The 16,815-nt window shown below is 65.4% G+C and carries 15 protein-coding genes; 8 read left to right on the top strand and 7 right to left on the bottom strand.

The features are described 5' to 3' along the window. Positions 1-26: 26 nt before the first annotated feature. The 8 genes from FRC98_RS05100 (at position 27) to FRC98_RS05135 (ending at position 8,420) form a co-directional block, all read left to right on the top strand. A complete protein-coding gene (locus tag FRC98_RS05100) occupies positions 27-1,313 on the top strand; it encodes a saccharopine dehydrogenase family protein (protein ID WP_230467287.1) in 1,287 nt (428 codons plus the stop codon). Between the two features lie 295 nt (positions 1,314-1,608). Further along, complete coding sequence (locus FRC98_RS05105) at positions 1,609-2,268, top strand: TetR/AcrR family transcriptional regulator (protein ID WP_146980216.1); 660 nt, start codon at positions 1,609-1,611, stop codon at positions 2,266-2,268. A 2-nt stretch (positions 2,269-2,270) separates the two neighbouring features. Next, entirely contained in the window at positions 2,271-3,098 is an 828-nt protein-coding gene (locus tag FRC98_RS05110; RefSeq protein ID WP_146980217.1) for an outer membrane lipoprotein-sorting protein, read from the top strand. Continuing rightward, on the top strand, positions 3,095-4,354 hold the full coding sequence (locus tag FRC98_RS05115) for an ABC transporter permease (RefSeq protein WP_146980218.1): 1,260 nt from the start codon (positions 3,095-3,097) through the stop codon (positions 4,352-4,354). Before FRC98_RS05110 ends, FRC98_RS05115 begins: the two co-directional genes overlap by 4 nt. A 2-nt stretch (positions 4,355-4,356) precedes the next feature. After that, complete coding sequence (locus FRC98_RS05120) at positions 4,357-5,589, top strand: ABC transporter permease (protein WP_146980219.1); 1,233 nt, start codon at positions 4,357-4,359, stop codon at positions 5,587-5,589. Then, on the top strand, positions 5,586-6,293 hold the full coding sequence (locus FRC98_RS05125) for an ABC transporter ATP-binding protein (RefSeq protein ID WP_146980220.1): 708 nt from the start codon (positions 5,586-5,588) through the stop codon (positions 6,291-6,293). The genes FRC98_RS05120 and FRC98_RS05125 overlap by 4 nt, the downstream gene beginning before the upstream one ends. Positions 6,294-6,389: 96 nt before the next feature. Beyond that, complete coding sequence (locus FRC98_RS05130; RefSeq protein ID WP_146980221.1) at positions 6,390-7,661, top strand: hypothetical protein; 1,272 nt, start codon at positions 6,390-6,392, stop codon at positions 7,659-7,661. 369 nt (positions 7,662-8,030) lie between these two features. After that, on the top strand, positions 8,031-8,420 hold the full coding sequence (locus tag FRC98_RS05135; RefSeq protein ID WP_230467288.1) for a SpoIIAA family protein: 390 nt from the start codon (positions 8,031-8,033) through the stop codon (positions 8,418-8,420). 162 nt (positions 8,421-8,582) lie between these two features. Here FRC98_RS05135 and argH read toward each other — a convergent pair whose 3' ends face one another. The 7 genes from argH to FRC98_RS05170 all read right to left on the bottom strand — a co-directional run bounded on the left by argH (position 8,583) and on the right by FRC98_RS05170 (position 16,762). After that, entirely contained in the window at positions 8,583-9,875 is a 1,293-nt protein-coding gene (gene argH, locus FRC98_RS05140) for an argininosuccinate lyase (protein WP_146980223.1), read from the bottom strand. Continuing rightward, on the bottom strand, positions 9,872-10,816 hold the full coding sequence (gene argC / locus FRC98_RS05145) for an N-acetyl-gamma-glutamyl-phosphate reductase (RefSeq protein ID WP_146980224.1): 945 nt from the start codon (positions 10,814-10,816) through the stop codon (positions 9,872-9,874). The genes argH and argC overlap by 4 nt, the downstream gene beginning before the upstream one ends. 75 nt (positions 10,817-10,891) lie before the next feature. Beyond that, positions 10,892-12,217 carry an acetylglutamate kinase gene (locus FRC98_RS05150; protein WP_146980225.1) on the bottom strand — a complete coding sequence of 442 codons (1,326 nt, stop codon included), beginning with the start codon at positions 12,215-12,217 and terminating at the stop codon, positions 10,892-10,894. Between the two features lie 183 nt (positions 12,218-12,400). Next, positions 12,401-12,721: a DMT family transporter gene (locus FRC98_RS05155; RefSeq protein ID WP_146980226.1), complete on the bottom strand. Its 321-nt coding sequence runs from the start codon at positions 12,719-12,721 to the stop codon at positions 12,401-12,403. Between the two features lie 136 nt (positions 12,722-12,857). Beyond that, positions 12,858-14,222, bottom strand: coding sequence for a beta-helix domain-containing protein (locus tag FRC98_RS05160; protein ID WP_146980227.1), 1,365 nt, complete (start codon positions 14,220-14,222; stop codon positions 12,858-12,860). A gap of 170 nt (positions 14,223-14,392) precedes the next feature. Further along, the gene (locus FRC98_RS05165) at positions 14,393-15,556 is read right to left on the bottom strand and encodes an acetylornithine deacetylase (RefSeq protein ID WP_146980228.1); all 1,164 of its coding nucleotides are present in this window, start codon (positions 15,554-15,556) and stop codon (positions 14,393-14,395) included. 3 nt (positions 15,557-15,559) lie between these two features. After that, entirely contained in the window at positions 15,560-16,762 is a 1,203-nt protein-coding gene (locus FRC98_RS05170) for an argininosuccinate synthase (RefSeq protein WP_146980229.1), read from the bottom strand. Positions 16,763-16,815 lie beyond the last annotated feature (53 nt).

Here is a 16,815-nt window from a genome sequence, read left to right on the forward strand (position 1 = left end):
CGGGGCGGGGTGAGGCAGGTTGGGTGATGATGGTCGTTGATCGCGATGATGAGGAGGATGAGATGGGGCGAGAGTTTGATGTGGTGGTGTTCGGGGCGACCGGGTTTACCGGGAGGCTTGTGGCGCGTTATCTGGCGCAAAACGCCGGCGAACGAAGCTGGGCGGTGGCCGGGCGCAATGAGGCGAAGTTGAGCGCGCTGGTCGATGAGCTCGGCGCGCTTGCCCCGGGCGCTGGCGAGCCGAAGGTTGTGGTGGCCGATGTCGGGGATGAGGGGAGTTTGAGGGCGATGGCCGCGCGCACGCGTGTGGTGTGCACGACGGTGGGACCTTACGCGCTCTACGGGGAGGCGGTGGTGCGGGCGTGTGTGGAGGAGGGGGCGGACTATTGCGATTTGACCGGTGAGATGGACTGGGTGGCGGAGATGATCGAGGGCTATGAGGAGGCCGCCCGGAGCGCGGGGGTGCGGGTGGTGCATAGCTGCGGGTTTGACTCGATTCCCAGCGATCTGGGGGTGTTGCTCTTGCAGAAGGAAGCCCAGAAGCGGTGGGGAGGGCCGGCAGAAGTGGCGAGGTTTTATCTGTGGGATGCCCGGGGAGGGTTTTCGGGAGGCACCGTGGCGAGCGCGGCGGAGACGGTGGAGCGGGCTGCGCGCGACGCGAAGGTGCGCGAGCGTCTGGCCGACCCCTATGCGCTCTACCCTGCGGGGGAGGCGCCGGGGCAGGACTCAGGGCCGCAGGATGGCGCGCGTTTTGATAAGGCGATCGGGGCGTGGACGGGGCCCTTTATGATGGCGAGGGTCAACGAGAAGGTGGTCCGGCGCAGCAACGCGCTACGGGGCTTTGAGTACGGCCGGGGCTTTCGTTACGGGGAGGTCGTGAGGCTGGGACGTGGAGTGGGCGGGGCGGTGGGGGCGTGGTCGATGGCGCTGGGGCTGGGAGGGTTTGTGGCGGGGCTTGCCTTTGGTCCGACGCGGGCGTTGCTCAAGCGCTTTGTGCTGCCGGCGGCCGGGGAGGGGCCCTCGGAGAAGACGATGGAGGGAGGGAGTTTCTGTGTGAAGGTCTATGGTTGGAAGGATGAAGCGTCGAGGAAGGCGGGGGATGCGCCGGTGGTGGTGCGGGTGGAGGCCGATAAGGATCCGGGCTACGGGGCCACGGCGTTGATGCTGAGTGAGTCGGCGATGCTTCTTTCCGAGGGCGTGGAGGCCGCGGAGGAGGGGGCCGTGAAGGGAGGCGTGCTGACGACCGCGGCGGCGATGGGGGATGCGTTGATCGAACGTCTGCGGGGGGCGGGGATGGTGTTCGAGGTGGAGTGAGGGAGAAGGGGGGAAGGGGTGTGAATCAGGGAGGTGGTGAGCGCGCGAGGGCGTCGAGGTTGCCGTGATGTTCACGACTTCCAGGGGGGGATTACGCCCGCGCTGGGGCGCTTTCCGGCGGTCGGGGCAAAGATGGAAGCGGGGATGTTGACTGATTTTTATCTCGACTTACTATGTGTAGACCGGCTGGTCTAACCATGTGGTCTGAACGGGTGGTCTGAATCTTTGAACCATTTACGACACGAAGCGAGGGACCTGTTGAGCAGGTCCCTCATACGCGGCAAACGAGGCGACGGTGGTCAGGACGCGATTTGAAAATCTGGATGGGGAGCGCCAGGAGGAGATCCTGGAGGCGGCCGGCGAGGAGTTTGCCGAGCGCGGCTATGAGGCGGCCTCGGTCAATCAGATCATTCGGCGGGCGAAGATCAGCAAGGGGTCGCTCTACTATTACTTCGAGGATAAGGCAGACCTCTTTGCGACGGTGTTCATGCAGGCCAGCGAGCGTTTTTTAACGCGGGTGGGCGGGTTTGATGTGGACGCGCTGACGGCGGAGACCTTCTGGCCGGAGATCGAGCGGATGGGGCGGCTGGGGATGGAGATGCTGCGGCGGGACACCTGGTATGTGCGTCTTGTGCGTTCGCTGAAGTCGGGTCTGCCCGGGGGGATCTCCGAGAAGGCCGCGGAGAAGGTTCATGCGTGGGGAGAGCGGCATACCGAGCGGGTGTTGTGGCGAGGACAGGAGCTGGGGCTTGTGCGAGACGATGTGCCGATGGCCTGGCTTGTGACGATGACGATGGCGATGGGGGAGGCCTCGGATCGGTGGATGCTGCGGCATATCGACACGATGAATGAGCGCGATGTGGAGCTTTTTCTGGCGCGGGCGTTGGATGGGTATCGGCGCCTCTGGAGTCCCGGCGAAGCGGGGACGTGGGAAGCTGTAGACGAGGAGACGTGACGATGAGTAAGGCGCGAGCAGGTTGGATGATCGCGGTGGTGCTGGGGCTTGCTGTGGGGCTAATGCCCCTGGCGAGTGACGCGCAGTCACCGGAGCCAGGGAGCAGCGAGGGCGTTACGCAGCCGGCAGAGGCGCAGGCGTTGCCGGAGCTGAGCGAGGTGTTGGAGCGCCTGGATCGGCTCTATATGGCGTCGAGCTCAAGGGGGCGATTGAAGATGACGGTGGTCAATGAGCGGGGGACCCGGGAGCTGGAGCTTGAGCAGTGGAGTCGGGGGCGAGATGAGGCGCTGATGGTGATCCGGGCGCCGGCGCGGGAGGCGGGGACGGCGACGCTGCGTTCGGACGAGGGGCTTTGGAACTACGCGCCTCGGGCCGATCGCCTGATTCGCGTTCCGACCGGGATGTTGAGTGAGGCGTGGATGGGGAGTCATTTCTCCAACGACGATCTGATGCGCGAGACGAGCCTGGAGGACGACTACCACGCGGAGCTGCGCTGGATTGACCTGGATGGTGAGCGGGTGGTGCAGGTGGAACTTCGCCCTCGGGAGGGGGCACCGGTGGTCTGGGAGAAGGTGCTCTACGAGGTCGGCGCAGGAGACGGGCTGCCGCGTCGCGCGCGTTTCTTTTCGGGGGGCAAGGTGGAGCGGACGATGGTGTTTTCCGGGGTGCGGGAGCTGGGCGGGCGGAGGTTACCGTCGATTGTGACCATGCGGCCGGCCGAGAGCGGGGAGTACACGCGGATGGAGTACCTGGAGATGGCCTTTGATGTGCCTGTGGATGCGTCGACCTTTACGCGCCAGGGTCTTCGGCGTGTGGCGAGGACGCGATGATCCTACGCCTGGCGTTTCGAAATTTATTGCGCAACCGCTGGCGCAGCCTGCTGACCTCGGGAGGGGTGGCGCTGGCGGTGGCGATGATGATCTGGACGGTGAGTTTTCTCGACGGGTGGATGGGGGCGATGGTGCGCGGGAGCACCGCGCTGGACTCGTTGCAGGTTCAGATTGAGCGGGCGGATTATGTGGAGGAGCCGGCGATTTACCGCTCGTTTGATGTGACGCCGGAGACGCTTGAGCGCCTGGAGGGGGAGGCGGGCGTCGAAGCGGTGAGCGCGCGGGTGCGCCTCTTCGGACTGCTGGGCGATGAGCAGCGCTCGCAGGTGGCGCAGGTCATCGGGGTGGATCCGCCGCGGGAGGCGCGAGCGACGCCGGTGGAGGAGGCGGTGGTCCAGGGGCGATGGCTGGCCGTGCAGGAGGTTAACGATGGGCCGGGGGAGGTGGTGCTCGGGGATCGTCTGGCGCGCCAGCTTGAGGCGGAGGTGGGTGATGAGCTGGTGGTCTTTTTGGAGGCGGCCGACGGCTCTCTGGGAAACGATGTGTTTGAGGTCGTGGGGGTGGTGCGAACGGGGACTTCGACCATCGATCGCCAGGCGGCGTATGTGCATCTGGAGCGGGCCCGTTATCTGGGAGCGCTGGAGGGGCAGGTGCACGAAGTTGTGATCGGAGCAGCAGACCTCTCTCAGGCGCCCGCGCTCGCGCAGCGGCTCTCGCCGGTGATCGAAGAGCTTGTTAGCGAGCAGGAGATGGCGGTGCGGCCCTGGCAGGAGGTTTTGCCGAGCATCGCCGAGATGGTGGAGCTGACCGGGAGCAGCAACGCGGTGATGTATCTGATCATCTACCTGGTGGCGAGCCTGGGGATCATGAACACCCAGCGGATGAGCGCCCTGGAGCGGCGGAGGGAGTTCGGGGTGTTGATGGCCATCGGGGTGAGCCCGCGCCGGCTCTTCTGGATTGTGGTGCTGGAGACGGTGGTGCTGGGGGTGATGGGGGCGTTGCTGGGGGTGGTGCTCGGGGCGAGTTTGAGTCTGTATCACGCGAGCGCGGGGTTGGATCTGGCGATGTTTTCGCCGCAGTCCTCCTTTAGTTACATGGGCGTCTCATTCAGCGAGCGCATCTACACCGCGGTGGGCCTGCGTACGGTGGTGGAGCCGGCGGTGGTGATGATCGTGGTCAGTGTGCTGTGCGGCCTGTGGCCGGCCACACAGAGTGCGCGGGTGGAGATCGCCCGGGCGATCTCAGGGAGGAGCTAACGATGTGGAAGATCGCCTGGCGTAACCTGTGGAGAAACCGCACGAGGACGGCGATCATCGCCTCGGCGATCGCGTTCTCGTACGGGCTGATGTTGATATCGATGGGGGTGAGCGCGGATAGCTACGCGAAGATGGAGGCCAAGGCTCAGGAGGCCACCGGGGGCAGCGTGCTGGTGCACGGAGCCGGGTGGTGGGAGAGCCAGGGGAGCGACGTGGTGGTGGGGGAGCCTGCGCCCGTGATGGAGCGCGCCGGGGAGTTGCCCGAGGTGGTGGAGGTGATGCCGCGGGTGATCATCAACGGTCTGCTCTCGAGCGCGCGCGGCAATGAAGCGGTGAGGTTGATCGGGGTGGTGCTGGAGCGGGAGGAGGCGCTGGCGGACCTCGATGACGATCTTGTGGAGGGGGCGTTTTTCTCGGAGCAGTACGATGCGCCGGTGGTGATCAGTGAGGGGCTGGCGCAGCGCCTGAGCGTGTCGGTGGGCGATAAGGTGGTGCTGACCGCCTCGCGGGTCGATGGGGAGGTGACGCGCGCGCTCTTTTATGTGAGCGGGCTGCTCAAGAGCGGGATGGCCGCGGAGGCGGACCTGCAGGCGTACACTCCTCTGAAAACGGCGCAGGAGGCGGTGGGGATGGGGGAGGCGCTCACCCAGGTGGGTGTGCTGGTGAGGGGCGTTGAGGCTCAGGATGAGGTGATCGCGGCGTTAAACGAGGTGGAGGGGGCCGGGGAACTGGAGGTGCTCAGCTGGCAGGAGGCCGTCCCGGAGATGAGCGGTTTGTTGGAGTTCGATGAGGCGGTCAACCAGATCTACTTTGCGGTGATCTTTTTGATCGTGCTCTTTGCCATCGCCAACACCTTTTTGATGGCGGTGATGGAGCGCGTTCGGGAGTACGGCCTGCTCAGCGCGCTGGGAGTGGGGCCGGGGCAGGTGGGACGGCTGGTGATCTGGGAGGCGCTGTACATGGCGCTGGTGGGGATGGTTGTGGGGTTTGTGATGGGGTTGGTCGGGCATCTGGTCATCGCGCATGTCGGCATCGACATGGCGGCGATGGGGGCCGGAGATATGGAGATGGCCGGCATCGGGATGAACGATCTGGTGGTGCGCAGTCACCTGGAGCCGATGCGTTGGCTGGTGGCTTCGGTGATGGTTCTGGCCGTGGTGATGATCAGCGCGGTGTATCCGGCGGTGCGGGCGATGCGCCTGGCGCCGTCGCAGGCGATGAGGTTTTACGAATGAGTGAGTCACGCGGCGAAGATAAGCCTCTGATTGAGGTTCGAGACCTGGAGCGGGTTTACCATCAGGGCGAGGTTGAGGTTCGAGCCCTGCGGGGGATCAACCTTGAGGTGGAGCGCGGGGAGTTTACGGCCCTGGCCGGTCCTTCGGGATCGGGGAAGACAACGCTGCTCAATATGATCGGCTGCCTCGATGATCCGAGCTCGGGGGAGGTTCGTATTGAAGGCGATCGCGTCAGCGGGATGAGCCGGACCGAGGCTGCGGAGTACCGGCTGGGGCATATCGGCTTTGTGTTTCAGGCCTACAACCTCATTCCGGTGCTCACCGCCTGGGAGAACGCCGAGTTTGTGCTTCTGATGCAGGGGGTGAGCAAGGAGGAGCGCCACGCCATCCTGGACCCGCTTTTTGAGCGGGTGGGGCTTGCGGATTATAAAGATCGCAAACCGCACGAGATGAGCGGCGGGCAGCAACAACGCGTCGCGGTAGTGCGTGCGCTGGGAAGTCGCCCCCGGATTGTGCTGGCCGATGAGCCGACGGCGAACCTCGACAGCGCCACCAGCGCGTCTCTGCTCGACTTGATGCTGGAGCTCAATCAGGAGCGGGGGGTGACCTTTGTGTTCTCCACGCACGACGAGATGGTCATTGAGCGCGCGCGGCGTGTGATTCGCCTGGACAGTGGCCGGGTGGTGGCTGATGAGCGGGATTGAGGTGGTGGCGAGCGGCGTCGCAGGGGCGCTCTGAGATCGTGTGCCTGGCGCGCGTCGGGTGATGGGTGAGTGAGGCCGGGCACAAGGAGGCGGTGCATGGATGCGGCAGAGAGATTGCGGCGGAGGTTGGGGGAGGTGTCTGGCAGGCGCGCAGGTGCGATGGGGCTGGCGGTGGTATGCGCGCTCGCGATGCTGCTTCCCGGGCGGGCTGCCGATGCGTGGGAGCTGCTTGAGGGGGAGGGCTACGGGCTGAGCCTTGGTGGCTATGTGCAGAGTGCCGGCGGGGTGGTGCGACCGGGGATTGAGGGGGATGCGACCTACGGTGGTTTGCACGGTCAGGCGCTCCGACTGCAATGGCGAGCCAGCCTCGGGGGGGCGTTGATGGTGGAGTTTGATCAACGTCTGCTCTCGCGCGTGGTCTCGGGAGCCCTGCTTGAGGAGGGCGGAAGTTACGGTCTGGGCAGCAGCGTCACCCCGGCGCGCAGCGTGGACTGGGAGTGGAACCTCATCGATGAGCCCGGGGTGGCGCTGACCCATGACGTCGACCGGCTGGTGCTGCGTTATTTTGCGCCCTGGGGAGAGGTTGTGGTGGGGCGCCAGGCCATCACCTGGGGGCGCTCGATGCTCTTTCCGGTGGCCGATGTCTGGGCGCAGTTCAGTCCGCTGGAGCTCGACCAGACCGAGAAGCCCGGCGTCGATGCGGCGCGCGTGCTGGTGTATCCGGGCGCCGGGGTGGAGCTCGATATGGTGGTCTCGGACCGGGGGGGCTGGGAGGATGCGTCTTTCGGGTTGCGCGCCTCGCGCACCATCGGAGACGCGGATGTGTCGGTGGGGGGCGGGCGCTTCTGGAATCGGGCGGCGTTGTTGCTCGGGGCCAGCTACGATCTTTCGGCGTGGAAGGCGCGCGTGCAGGCCTATGTGCCGCTGGAGCGCGATGCGCGCACGGGGTTTCGACCCCGGGTGACAGCCGGAGCGGATGTGCTGCGGCGCAGCTGGGTGGTCAGTGCGGAGTATCACTACAACGGCACCGGCGTCCAAGACGAGGAGCGCTACCTGGAGCCTTCGGTGCAGGAGGCGCTCGCCCGGGGGGAGTCTTACTACCTGGGGCAACATTATGTCGGCGCGGTGCTGGGGTATCAGGGCGAGGGCCGGCTGCAGGCCAATGTGAGTGCGCAGGTCAACCTGCTTGATGGCAGTGTGCTGGTGGGGCCCTCGCTCTTTTATGCGCTCTCGGATAACGCGGATGTGAGTTTCGGAGCGTTTGAGGGGATCGGAGAGCGGGTGAGTCTGCTGCCGCAACCCGCGATCGGGAGTGAGTTCGGGGCTTACGGCGGCTTTTACTACGTGCAGTTTCGCGGGTTTTTCTAGTCTCAACGACCTGTATGCAACGCATGTGAAGACGCATCGTGTGTGCCGTTGGGGGTAGATATGCCCGGAGAGACTTCGGGCAGGATTTTGCGCAAGGGGGCAGGAGCACCGTCGTGTGGGGCAGGCATGGCGGGGCATAGCGAGGTTGTGGCTCGCAATGGGAGAGGCGGCGCGTAGATTTTTAAAGGAGGCGAAGGTCGGTGTGGCTGCAAAGGGTGCCGGGCCTTGTTATCGCCGGAGATGGGCGACACGGCCGCGCTGAGGCGTTCGAGATGTCGCGGCAGCGAGCCGGAAGCCGGGGTGGGCCAACATGACGATCGTCGTGGGTGGCCCTTGATGGATCCGAGAACACCAGAACCTGGGGGAACTATGTTCGAATTGGACAATCCGAAGGGTGGGAACTTCGTGATCTTGCGGGTGGATGGGCGAGTTCAGGGGGAGGATTACGACCGGGTTATTCCGAGGCTCAAGCGCTACTTCGGCGAGCACGGTCAGCTCAATATGATGGTGGTGGTGGAGTCCACCGAAGGGCTGGATGCGTCGAGTGTGTGGGAGGAGCTGGGGTTGTCGCAACGCGAGCTGGCCTCGGTGATGCGTTTTGGCGTGGTGGGGGATGCGCGCGAAGACGCCTGGATTGGCCAGCTGAGCGCCCCGCTGATGCACACCGAGGTGCGCTACTTTGATGTTGGCGAGGAGGAAGCGGCGGAGCGGTGGGTTCGTGCGGGTCGTGCTGCTGCGTCGCCGGGGGCGCAGGCCTGAGTGGACGCTGAGCAGCGCCGGGCGGTGTGATGAATCACCTTCGTCCGGGATGTGGCGAGGCGATGCATGTGTGAATGCATCGCCTCGCTGCGTCGATGATATGTTGGTGAGTGGGGCGGGAGGGATGAGACCGGTACGGGTCGATGCGGTCGCGAGTGTGGCTTACGCGAGCTTTTCGAGTCGGCGTTGAAGCTCGTCGAGGCGCAGGTCAGCGCAGCCGCCGGGGGAGGTGCGGCTCTGCAGGCTCTGCGCCGGCGTGCGCGTATTGAGTTGGTCGAGCTCTGCACCCACCTGACGGTAGGCATCGCGGAAGGGTACGCCGGTAGTGGTGAGTTCGACGGCGCGGTCGGTGGCGAACATCGGGCCGGTGATGGCGTCTTTGAGGCGTTGCTCATCGAAGCTCAGCGCTTGAAGGAGCGGGGCGGTCAGGCCCAGCGCGGTGATGCCGCGGGAGAGCGTGCGCAGCACCGGGCCTTTGGTGTTCTGAAGATCGCGGTGGTAGCCGCTGGGGAGCGAGAGCAGCGAGAGCAGCTCGTTGATCGCGCCGATGGCCGGGCTTGTGGAGGCTCGAAGCAGCTCGACCACATCGGGGTTGCGCTTGTTGGGCATGATCGAGGAGCCCGTGGTGTAGGCGTCGGGCAGATCGACAAAGGCAAACTCTTCGGTCGTAAAAAGGCTCAGGTCCCAGGCCAGGCGGCGAAGGTCGAGCAGAGCTTGCAGGAGCGCCATCAGCGCTTGCAGCTCGAACTTTCCGCGGCTGTTCTGGGTGTAAATCGGGTTGATCTGCATACGCGCAAAGCCCAGCTCCTCGCCGACGCCCTGGCGGTCCAGGGGGAGGTTGACGCCGTAGCCCGCGGCGGTGCCCAGAGGGTTGGCATTGAGCCAGTGGGCGGTGGCGCGGGCGAGCTCGGCGTTGTCGATGAAGGCTTCGGCAAAGCCGGCGAACCACATGCCCACCGAGGAGGGCACCGCGCGCTGGAGGTGGGTGTAGCCGGGCATCGGCGCGTGGCGCATCTGGTCGGCGCGCTCCAGGGCCACGCCGGCGATCGCGCGGCTCTTCTCGGCGACGCGCCCCAGCGCGTCGCGCAAAAAGAGGCGCTGTGCGACCAACACCTGGTCATTGCGACTGCGGCCGCTATGCACCTTTTTGCCGAGCTCTCCGAGCTTCTCGGTGAGGTAGAACTCGATGGCGGAGTGACCATCTTCAAAGCGCTCGTCGAGCTGGAAGTCGCCCTCTTTAAACGCGACCGCCAGGTCTTGCAGCGCCCGGGTGAGCGCGTCGGCCTCCTCGGCGCTGAGAAGATCGATGCGCCCGAGCCCTCGCACGTGCGCGATGCTGGCCTGGATGTCGTAGCCAAAGAGCTGACGGTCCAGGATCACGTCTTCGCCGGCGGTGAACGCCATCAGCTCGCGGTCGATGTCGGTCTGGCCTTTATCCCAGAGAGGCGTAGTCATAGGGAGATTCCTTCAAGCTCGTTGAAACCCATAGCGAGGTTGAGGTTTTGCATCGCCTGGGTGGCGGCGCCTTTGAGCAGGTTGTCGAGGGTGGCGACCAGGGTCAGCCGCCCCTCGTCGGTGGTGGCGAATCCGCCGATGTTCACGCGATGGGTGTAGGCGGCGTCGCGGACCAGCGGGATGTCCTGGCTGAGGGTGATCAGCGCTTCGTTTCCAAAGCTCGCCCGGGCCCGCTCCAGAGCTTCGGTGGGGCTGAGCGCGCGCGTAAGTTCGCAGGTTATCGTCAGCGTGATGCCCCGGAAGAAGGGAGCGACATGCGGCATGAAGACCACCGGATGTTCAAGCTGGTGGCTGACCTCGCGCTCATGGATATGTCCGGTGAGCGCATAAGGGAGGATGTTGTCGCGCAGCACCTCCGGGTCGTTTTTAGGCGATGGCGTGGTGCCAGCGCCGCTGTAGCCGGAGACGCCGAAGATGCGCGGTGCGCTGGCCAGAAGATCGACGAAGGGCAAGAGCGCGAGCTGCATCCCGGTGGCGTAGCAGCCGGGGTTGGCGATGCAGCGAGCGCCTGTGATGAGGTCACGGTTGCGCTCGGGGAGCCCGTAAGTCCAGTCGGCGTCGAAGCGTCGGTCGGCGCTCAAGTCGATGATGATCGGATCTTCGCCGGCGCGGTCGATGGCCTCAACAAAGCGCGACGCGACGCCGTTGGGGAGCGCGAGGATGACGGCGTCCAGCTTGAGCGCGGCGACGTCTTCGGGCGTGAGCGCCTGGAAGTTGAGCCCGGCGGGGGCGTCGGGGATGTGGTCGACCACCGCTTCGCCGTCGAGCTCGCGCGAGCTGACGCAGGCCAGCTCAATGCCCGGGTGGCGAGCCAGCATGGGGATGAGTTGGGCGCCGGTATGTCCACGGGCGCCGATCAGTCCGACGCGTTTTTTCTGCATAAGGGGCTCACGGTGTGGCGAGGGGGCAGGTCGGGCCAGAGTCCCCGCAAAAGGTGGGGGCGTGCGAGGGGCGTGTTAGTTGTCGGCGACGGCGTGTTCAAAGAAAGTCGCGGGCATGGCCAGCGCGATCTCCACGCAGCGCTTCATCTCTTCAAAACTCTCCATGCCGTACCAGAAGACCGTCCAGGGGCCTTCACGGTAGGTGCCTTCGGACTCCTGAAAGTACCATTTGTTGATGGGGTTTTCGGTGCGCGCGCGCCAGAAGAGTTTGCTGTTTTCGCGCTTCATGCGCGCCCACAGCGACTGCCCCAGGCCTTCGCCCTGGGCTTTGCGGGTCACGCCGAATTTGTCCAGGTAGGGGAGGCCCTCCTCCAGGGTGAGGATGGCCGTGGCCCGGTAGGAGTCGGTCAGGTAGATGCGGTGAAAAGGTTTGAGCGCGAAGTAGTCCTCAGCGAGCTGGCGTTGGAAGCAGGCTTCGAGAAGTTCGCGGATGCGGCCCTGATCGAGGCCATCGAGGCTGGGGTGGCAATGCACCGCTTCGCCGCGGCGCACAAGCGTGCCGGAGCCGCGGTGGGTGAAGAGCTCTTTGGCGAGTTGCCCCGGGGTGGTGATGGAGACCGAGGAGGAGAGGGGGAGCTGGTCGAGGAGCTCTTTGATCTGCTGGAGCTTGAGGCGCATCCCGGAGTGAATCCAGTCCTGCTGCATCAGGCTGTCGAAGTCTTCGGTGAGGTTCACCGAGGGGATGATGCGATCGTACTGATCGAGCAGTCCGCCGGTGGGGGTGAGGAAGACGATCTTGAAGGGCTCCACGCGCAGGGCGAGCTCGCGGGCGGCGACGTCGGCGTTGATGTTGACGATTTGCCCCGAGGGCGTCTCACCGAGGCTGGAGAGGATAGGCAGACACCCGCTGCGGATGGCCGAGACGATGGCCTCGGTGTGAATACCGCGCACTTCTCCGACGAGGCCAAAACGCTCGTGGTCGAGGAGTTCGGCCTCAAAAACGCCGCTGGTGATGGGGCGGGCGTGGGTGCCCAGCGCTTCGAGCGCGTCAACCAGCTGGAGGTTGACGTCGCGGAAGACTTTGCGGGCGACCTCCAGCGCGTCTGGGGAGGTGACGCGCATGCCGTCGATGCGCGGGGTCTCGATGCCGGCTTCGTCGAGGGCCTCGTTGAGCTGCGGGCCGCCGCCGAGCACGACAATGGGGAAGAGCCCCACCTGATGCAGAAAGCTCAATGAGCTTGCCAGCGCCTCAAGGTCGTGACGCAGCACCCCGCCGCCGACTTTGATGACGGCGAACTGCTTGGACTCCACGCTGGCGAACTGCTTGAGGTACTGCTCGACCTCTTTGCGGCTGCCGATGTTCTGGAGAAGGCGGACGATCGTGTTGCGGGTTTCCGGCATGGGAGGCCTCGTGGTGCGGAGGGAGGGGCGCTGGCGGCGCGAGGGTAGTGCTCGAAGGCAGGGGATGCAACCGTGGCGAGCATCGCAGAGGAGGGATGGTTCTGGCGCATGGTGCGCGGATCGGTGGCCGCGGTCAGAGTGCGCAAAAGCGCCATGCGCTGCTAACAGGACGGCTGGGCTGGCTTACGCCGTGTGCGTCAACTTCAGGCCGAGCACACCGGCCACCAGCAGCGCGATGAAGAAGAGGCGGCTTGCCCCCATCGGCTCGTTGAAGACGAGCGTGCCGACGATGGCTGTGCCGGCCGCGCCGATGCCCACCCACACCGCGTAGGCGGTGCCCAGGGGAAGCGAGCGGAGCGCCATGGCGAGCAGACCGAAGCTGCCGATCATGGCGAGCACGGTGAGAAAGGAGGGCAGCGGGCGACTAAAGCCTTCGGAGACTTTCAATCCGGCGGCCCAGGCGATCTCGAGAAGACCCGCCGCAAGAAGGTAGAGCCAGGGCATGATGAGGGGCCTGCGTGGTGGTGGACAGGACGTCCGGGGGAGGGGAGGGATGCGTGGAACGCGGGGGGCGGGACGACCCCGCAGAAGTCGCCGTATCAGGGGCTGAGGGAGGGACCGCCTTGCTCAAACCTCGTGCTCAGTTGAGGGGGTAGTCGGTCCAGCCTTCGGTCCAGGGGGTGGCGCTTGGCGAGAAGGCGCCGAGGAAAACAGCGGTCGGATCAAAACCTTCCGGGGGACGCTCCAGGTCGCGGTCGGTGGTGTGCTCGCTGGATGGGATCCAGCCGGGGTTGCCGAGGTTATAAGGGTCGGCAAAGCCGGGGTCGAGTCCGAAGCGGTTGCCGGTCTCTTCAGCCTGGTAGGCGCTGTAGTCACCCACGGAGGGGAACTCATCGCCGGGGGCATCCTGCTCAAAGTACTTCTCGCCGGAGTCACCCTGGTTGAAGAAGAGGGTGTTCTCGACGATGACGCGCCCCTCGTTGGCGTGGGCGATCGATTCGGGGCCTTCGATATGCAGTCCGGCACCGTCCTGACCGATGACGATGCCGTGTGAGACGGTGCCCATGCCGCCGAGCTTGTAGTAGATGCCGCGCTGGCGATCGCCGCCGCGATCAAAGCCGATGATGGTGAAGTTGTAGATGCGCGCGTCGGTCTGTGGCGAGGCGTCGGGATCTTCAGCGAGGTTCTCGATCTCGATGCCCTCGCGACTGTTGATGTCCTGTTGGATTGCCAGAAATTGCGCGGTTCCGCGCCAGGCGGTGTCCACGTCGATGCCATCATCCTGGGCACGGGTGCTCACGGCGTAGCGCAGGTCAACGTTGCCGCCGAAGACGGCGATGCCGTCGTCATCGCTCAGGTGGGTTTGCACGTATTCGATGGTCGTCTCACTGCCGCAGCCAGCCAGAGTGATGCCTTTGAGGGCTTTTTGCCCGTTGGACAGCTCGGCGCCGCCGAACTCTACGCGCACGTAGCGAAGGGTGCCGCAATCCCAGGCCTCGTCGCTGCCGCCGACGCTGGTGTCCTGGTCACTATCGATGCGCAGGTTGAAGGGCTGGCGGTTGGTGGGAGCACGGCCCACCATGGCGAGGCCCGCCCAGTCGCCGGCCAGGCGCTGGCCCACCGGTTTGGCGCTGGTGAAGACGATGGGCGCATCGCGTCGACCCTCGGCGATGAGTTTGGCGCCTTTGAGTGAGACCAGCCCGGCTCTGCGCTCGGCGAGGATGCGTGTGCCCGGCTCAATGGTGAGGGTCGCCGGGGCGACAATCATCACCAGGTCTTTGAGCAGATAGGTGTTGTCCGCGGTCCAGACGGTGTCTTCGACGATGTGGTCAGTGATCTCGACGCGCTCATTTTCTTTGCACAGGCCGTCCAGGCACTGGCCGGTCGCGCCGCACTCCTCGTCGCTGACGCACTGGTTCAGATCTAACGTCAGTGAACAGCTGGCGGTGAGCACGGCGGCGATGGCGAGGGTCGACAGGCGTAGAAGCGAAGCTGCAGATGGCATCGGGGTCACAGTCGGGCTCGCAAAGAAGGGACAATCCACTGGCACGAGGCCACGTTAGCGCTCCGGGGGGGCGGAGGCAACTTCTCTGCGTGGTGAGCGATCGAACTCGGAGGTTTCGGCTGGATGACGATCCGCCTCTCACGGCCCAAAGGAATGTTTGGCCCGAGGGCTCAGGCACTCGCCGAAGCCATCAGCCGCACGTAGTGGTGCGCAACGCGCTCCAGATCGTCCAGCGCGACGAACTCATCGGCGGTGTGGGCCTGGGCGATGTCGCCGGGGCCAAAGACGATGGCAGGCCAGCCCGCCTGGGAGAAGAGCGCGGCTTCGGTCCAGAAGTCGACGGCCGCACCCTGAGGAAGTTCCACGCGTTCGCAGAGCGCGGAGGCGCGTTGCAAAAGGTCCAGTCCGCGGGGGCCGAAGTCGGCCGGCAGCGAGGGGCCGACAAAACCCATCTCCCAAGTGACAGCGTCATCGCCGGCGAGCTCAAAGAAGCCGACGGCCACCGCGTCGGGATCGTCGCCGGGGCGGGGGCGGATGCCCCAGCGAAGAAAAGCCGAGGGGGCGACGATGTTGGGCTTTTTGCCGCCTTCGACAACGCCGACGTTGAAGCAATGGCCTCGCAGATGTTCGATGATCTCCCAGCCCCCCACCTCCGAGTTGGCTGAATATGGGGTGTCGCCGTCGCGTGCCTGCCGCGCATGTTCGACCGCCCCGCTGATCCAGCGCGCGGCGTTATGCAACGCGCTCTCTTCGAGCGCGCGCGGGCCCGAGGAGTGGCCGGCGCGGCCATGAAATGTGCCGCTGAAGGTGCGGATGCCGCGATGGGCGAGTACGGCGCGCGCGCCGGTGGGTTCGGCGACGAGCACCGCGCTGTAGTCGTGCGTCGTGCGCGCGCAGAACTCGCCAACGCAACGCGACTGCCCGGCTTCTTCATCGCTGGTGAAGAGCAGCGCGCAGGGGCCTTCGCTTAACTGGGCCGCGGCGAGGAGCGCGGCCGCCGCACCTTTGATGTCGCAGGCACCCAGCCCGATGGCGCGCCCATCTTCGATACGCAACGTCCAGGGATCGGCGCTGTAGTCGGGGGCGGCCGGGACGGTATCCAGGTGCACATTAAAAAGAAGTTCGGGCTGGCCGCGTCTGGCATAAAGCCAGACGCAGCCCTCGCCCAAATCGACCTCCTCAACCGCGAAGTCGCCCGGAGCCTTCTCAAGCTCGGCGCGAATGTAGGCGAAGATACCCTCGCCGGCGCGCATTTCGCGCGGAGGGTTGGGGGTCTTAAAGCCCACCAGCGCGCGAAGATGCTCCAGGGTGCGTTTGAGGAGGTCGTCGGCCACGGCTTACTCCTCGTCGCTGTTGACCAGCGCGTGCAGGGTCGAGCTCTGGCCGAGAAGTTTGATGAAGCCTTCGGCTTCGGTCACGTTCCAGTCGGCGGACTGGGCGTAGACGGCGCCAGCGCGACGCAGGATGTGCGGAGAGTCGATCTTCACCGCGCTCACCTTGCCGCCCCAGGTCTCCAGGGTGACGGTGCCGTTGACGAAGACCTGCGAGCTCTCGATGTAGGCTTCAAGGTCGAACTTCAGCGGCTCGTAGAAGAAGCCTTTGTAGACGAGCTCCACCCATTTCTGGGCGACGACCGGCTTGAACTGGTTCTGGTAGCCGGTGGAGACGGCCTCTTCCAGCGCGCGGTGGGCAGCGAGCAGGCAGGTCAGGCCCGGGGCTTCAAAGACGATGCGCCCTTTGAGGCCCACGGTGGTATCGCCGGTGTAGTAGCCGCGGCCGACGCCGTAAGCGCCAAAGCGCTTGTTGAGCACCGAGATGAGTTCGGGGCCGGCGATGGGCTCGCCGTCGAGGGCGACGGCGACGCCTTCCTCAAAGGTGATCGAGGCGCGCAGCGCCTCGCGGGGCCACTCTGAGGGGTGCGCGGTGAGCTGGTAGGTCTCATCGCCGGGGGCTTCCCACTCGTCGACCTCCGAGCCCGAGGTGGTCACGCCGAGGAGGTTCTCGTTGATGGTGTAGCGCGAGGCCTTGGCCCGGGTGGAGAAGCCGCGCTCTTCGAGGAAGGCCTTTTCGTACTCGCGCACGTTGCCGTGCTCCTGCTGGATGTCGCGGATGGGCGCGAGGATCTCAAAGTCGCCGAGCGTCTTGACGGTCAGGTCGAAGCGCACCTGGTCGTTGCCCATGCCGGTGCAGCCGTGGGCGAACTTTTTGGTGCCGAGCTCGCGGCAGAGCTGCAGCGACTTGCGCACGATGATGTAGCGGTCGGAGCAGAGCAGCGGGTACTGCTGCTGGTAGATCTCACCGCCCTGCACAAGGGGCACCACGACCTCTTCCCAGATGTCGTCGCCGCCGTCGACGGTGTGGTGCGCGACCGCGCCCAGCTCGATGGCGCGCGCTTCGATGTAGGCGCGCTCCTCATCATCGACACCGCCGGTGTCGACAAAGAGGGTGACCACATCGAGGCCTTTTTCTTTAAGATAGGGGACGCAGAAGCTGGTATCGAGGCCTCCGGAGAAGGCGAGTACGACAGTGTTGCTGGACATCTTGGGCTCCGTGGGGGGGAAGGCGCGCGGGCAGGGGAGGGCGCGGTGTTGCG

The sequence above is a fragment of the Lujinxingia vulgaris genome, assembly GCF_007997015.1.
Taxonomy (GTDB): domain Bacteria; phylum Myxococcota_A; class Bradymonadia; order Bradymonadales; family Bradymonadaceae; genus Lujinxingia; species Lujinxingia vulgaris.

Coding starts and splice junctions, on each gene's coding strand:
- FRC98_RS05100 (WP_230467287.1), top strand. CDS start 27: ATGATGGTCGTTGATCGCGATGATGAGGAGGATGAGATGGGGCGAGAG.
- FRC98_RS05110 (WP_146980217.1), top strand. CDS start 2,271: ATGAGTAAGGCGCGAGCAGGTTGGATGATCGCGGTGGTGCTGGGGCTT.
- FRC98_RS05115 (WP_146980218.1), top strand. CDS start 3,095: ATGATCCTACGCCTGGCGTTTCGAAATTTATTGCGCAACCGCTGGCGC.
- FRC98_RS05120 (WP_146980219.1), top strand. CDS start 4,357: ATGTGGAAGATCGCCTGGCGTAACCTGTGGAGAAACCGCACGAGGACG.
- FRC98_RS05125 (WP_146980220.1), top strand. CDS start 5,586: ATGAGTGAGTCACGCGGCGAAGATAAGCCTCTGATTGAGGTTCGAGAC.
- FRC98_RS05130 (WP_146980221.1), top strand. CDS start 6,390: ATGGATGCGGCAGAGAGATTGCGGCGGAGGTTGGGGGAGGTGTCTGGC.
- FRC98_RS05135 (WP_230467288.1), top strand. CDS start 8,031: ATGTTCGAATTGGACAATCCGAAGGGTGGGAACTTCGTGATCTTGCGG.
- argH (WP_146980223.1), bottom strand. CDS start 9,875: ATGACTACGCCTCTCTGGGATAAAGGCCAGACCGACATCGACCGCGAG.
- argC (WP_146980224.1), bottom strand. CDS start 10,816: ATGCAGAAAAAACGCGTCGGACTGATCGGCGCCCGTGGACATACCGGC.
- FRC98_RS05150 (WP_146980225.1), bottom strand. CDS start 12,217: ATGCCGGAAACCCGCAACACGATCGTCCGCCTTCTCCAGAACATCGGC.
- FRC98_RS05155 (WP_146980226.1), bottom strand. CDS start 12,721: ATGCCCTGGCTCTACCTTCTTGCGGCGGGTCTTCTCGAGATCGCCTGG.
- FRC98_RS05160 (WP_146980227.1), bottom strand. CDS start 14,222: ATGCCATCTGCAGCTTCGCTTCTACGCCTGTCGACCCTCGCCATCGCC.
- FRC98_RS05170 (WP_146980229.1), bottom strand. CDS start 16,762: ATGTCCAGCAACACTGTCGTACTCGCCTTCTCCGGAGGCCTCGATACC.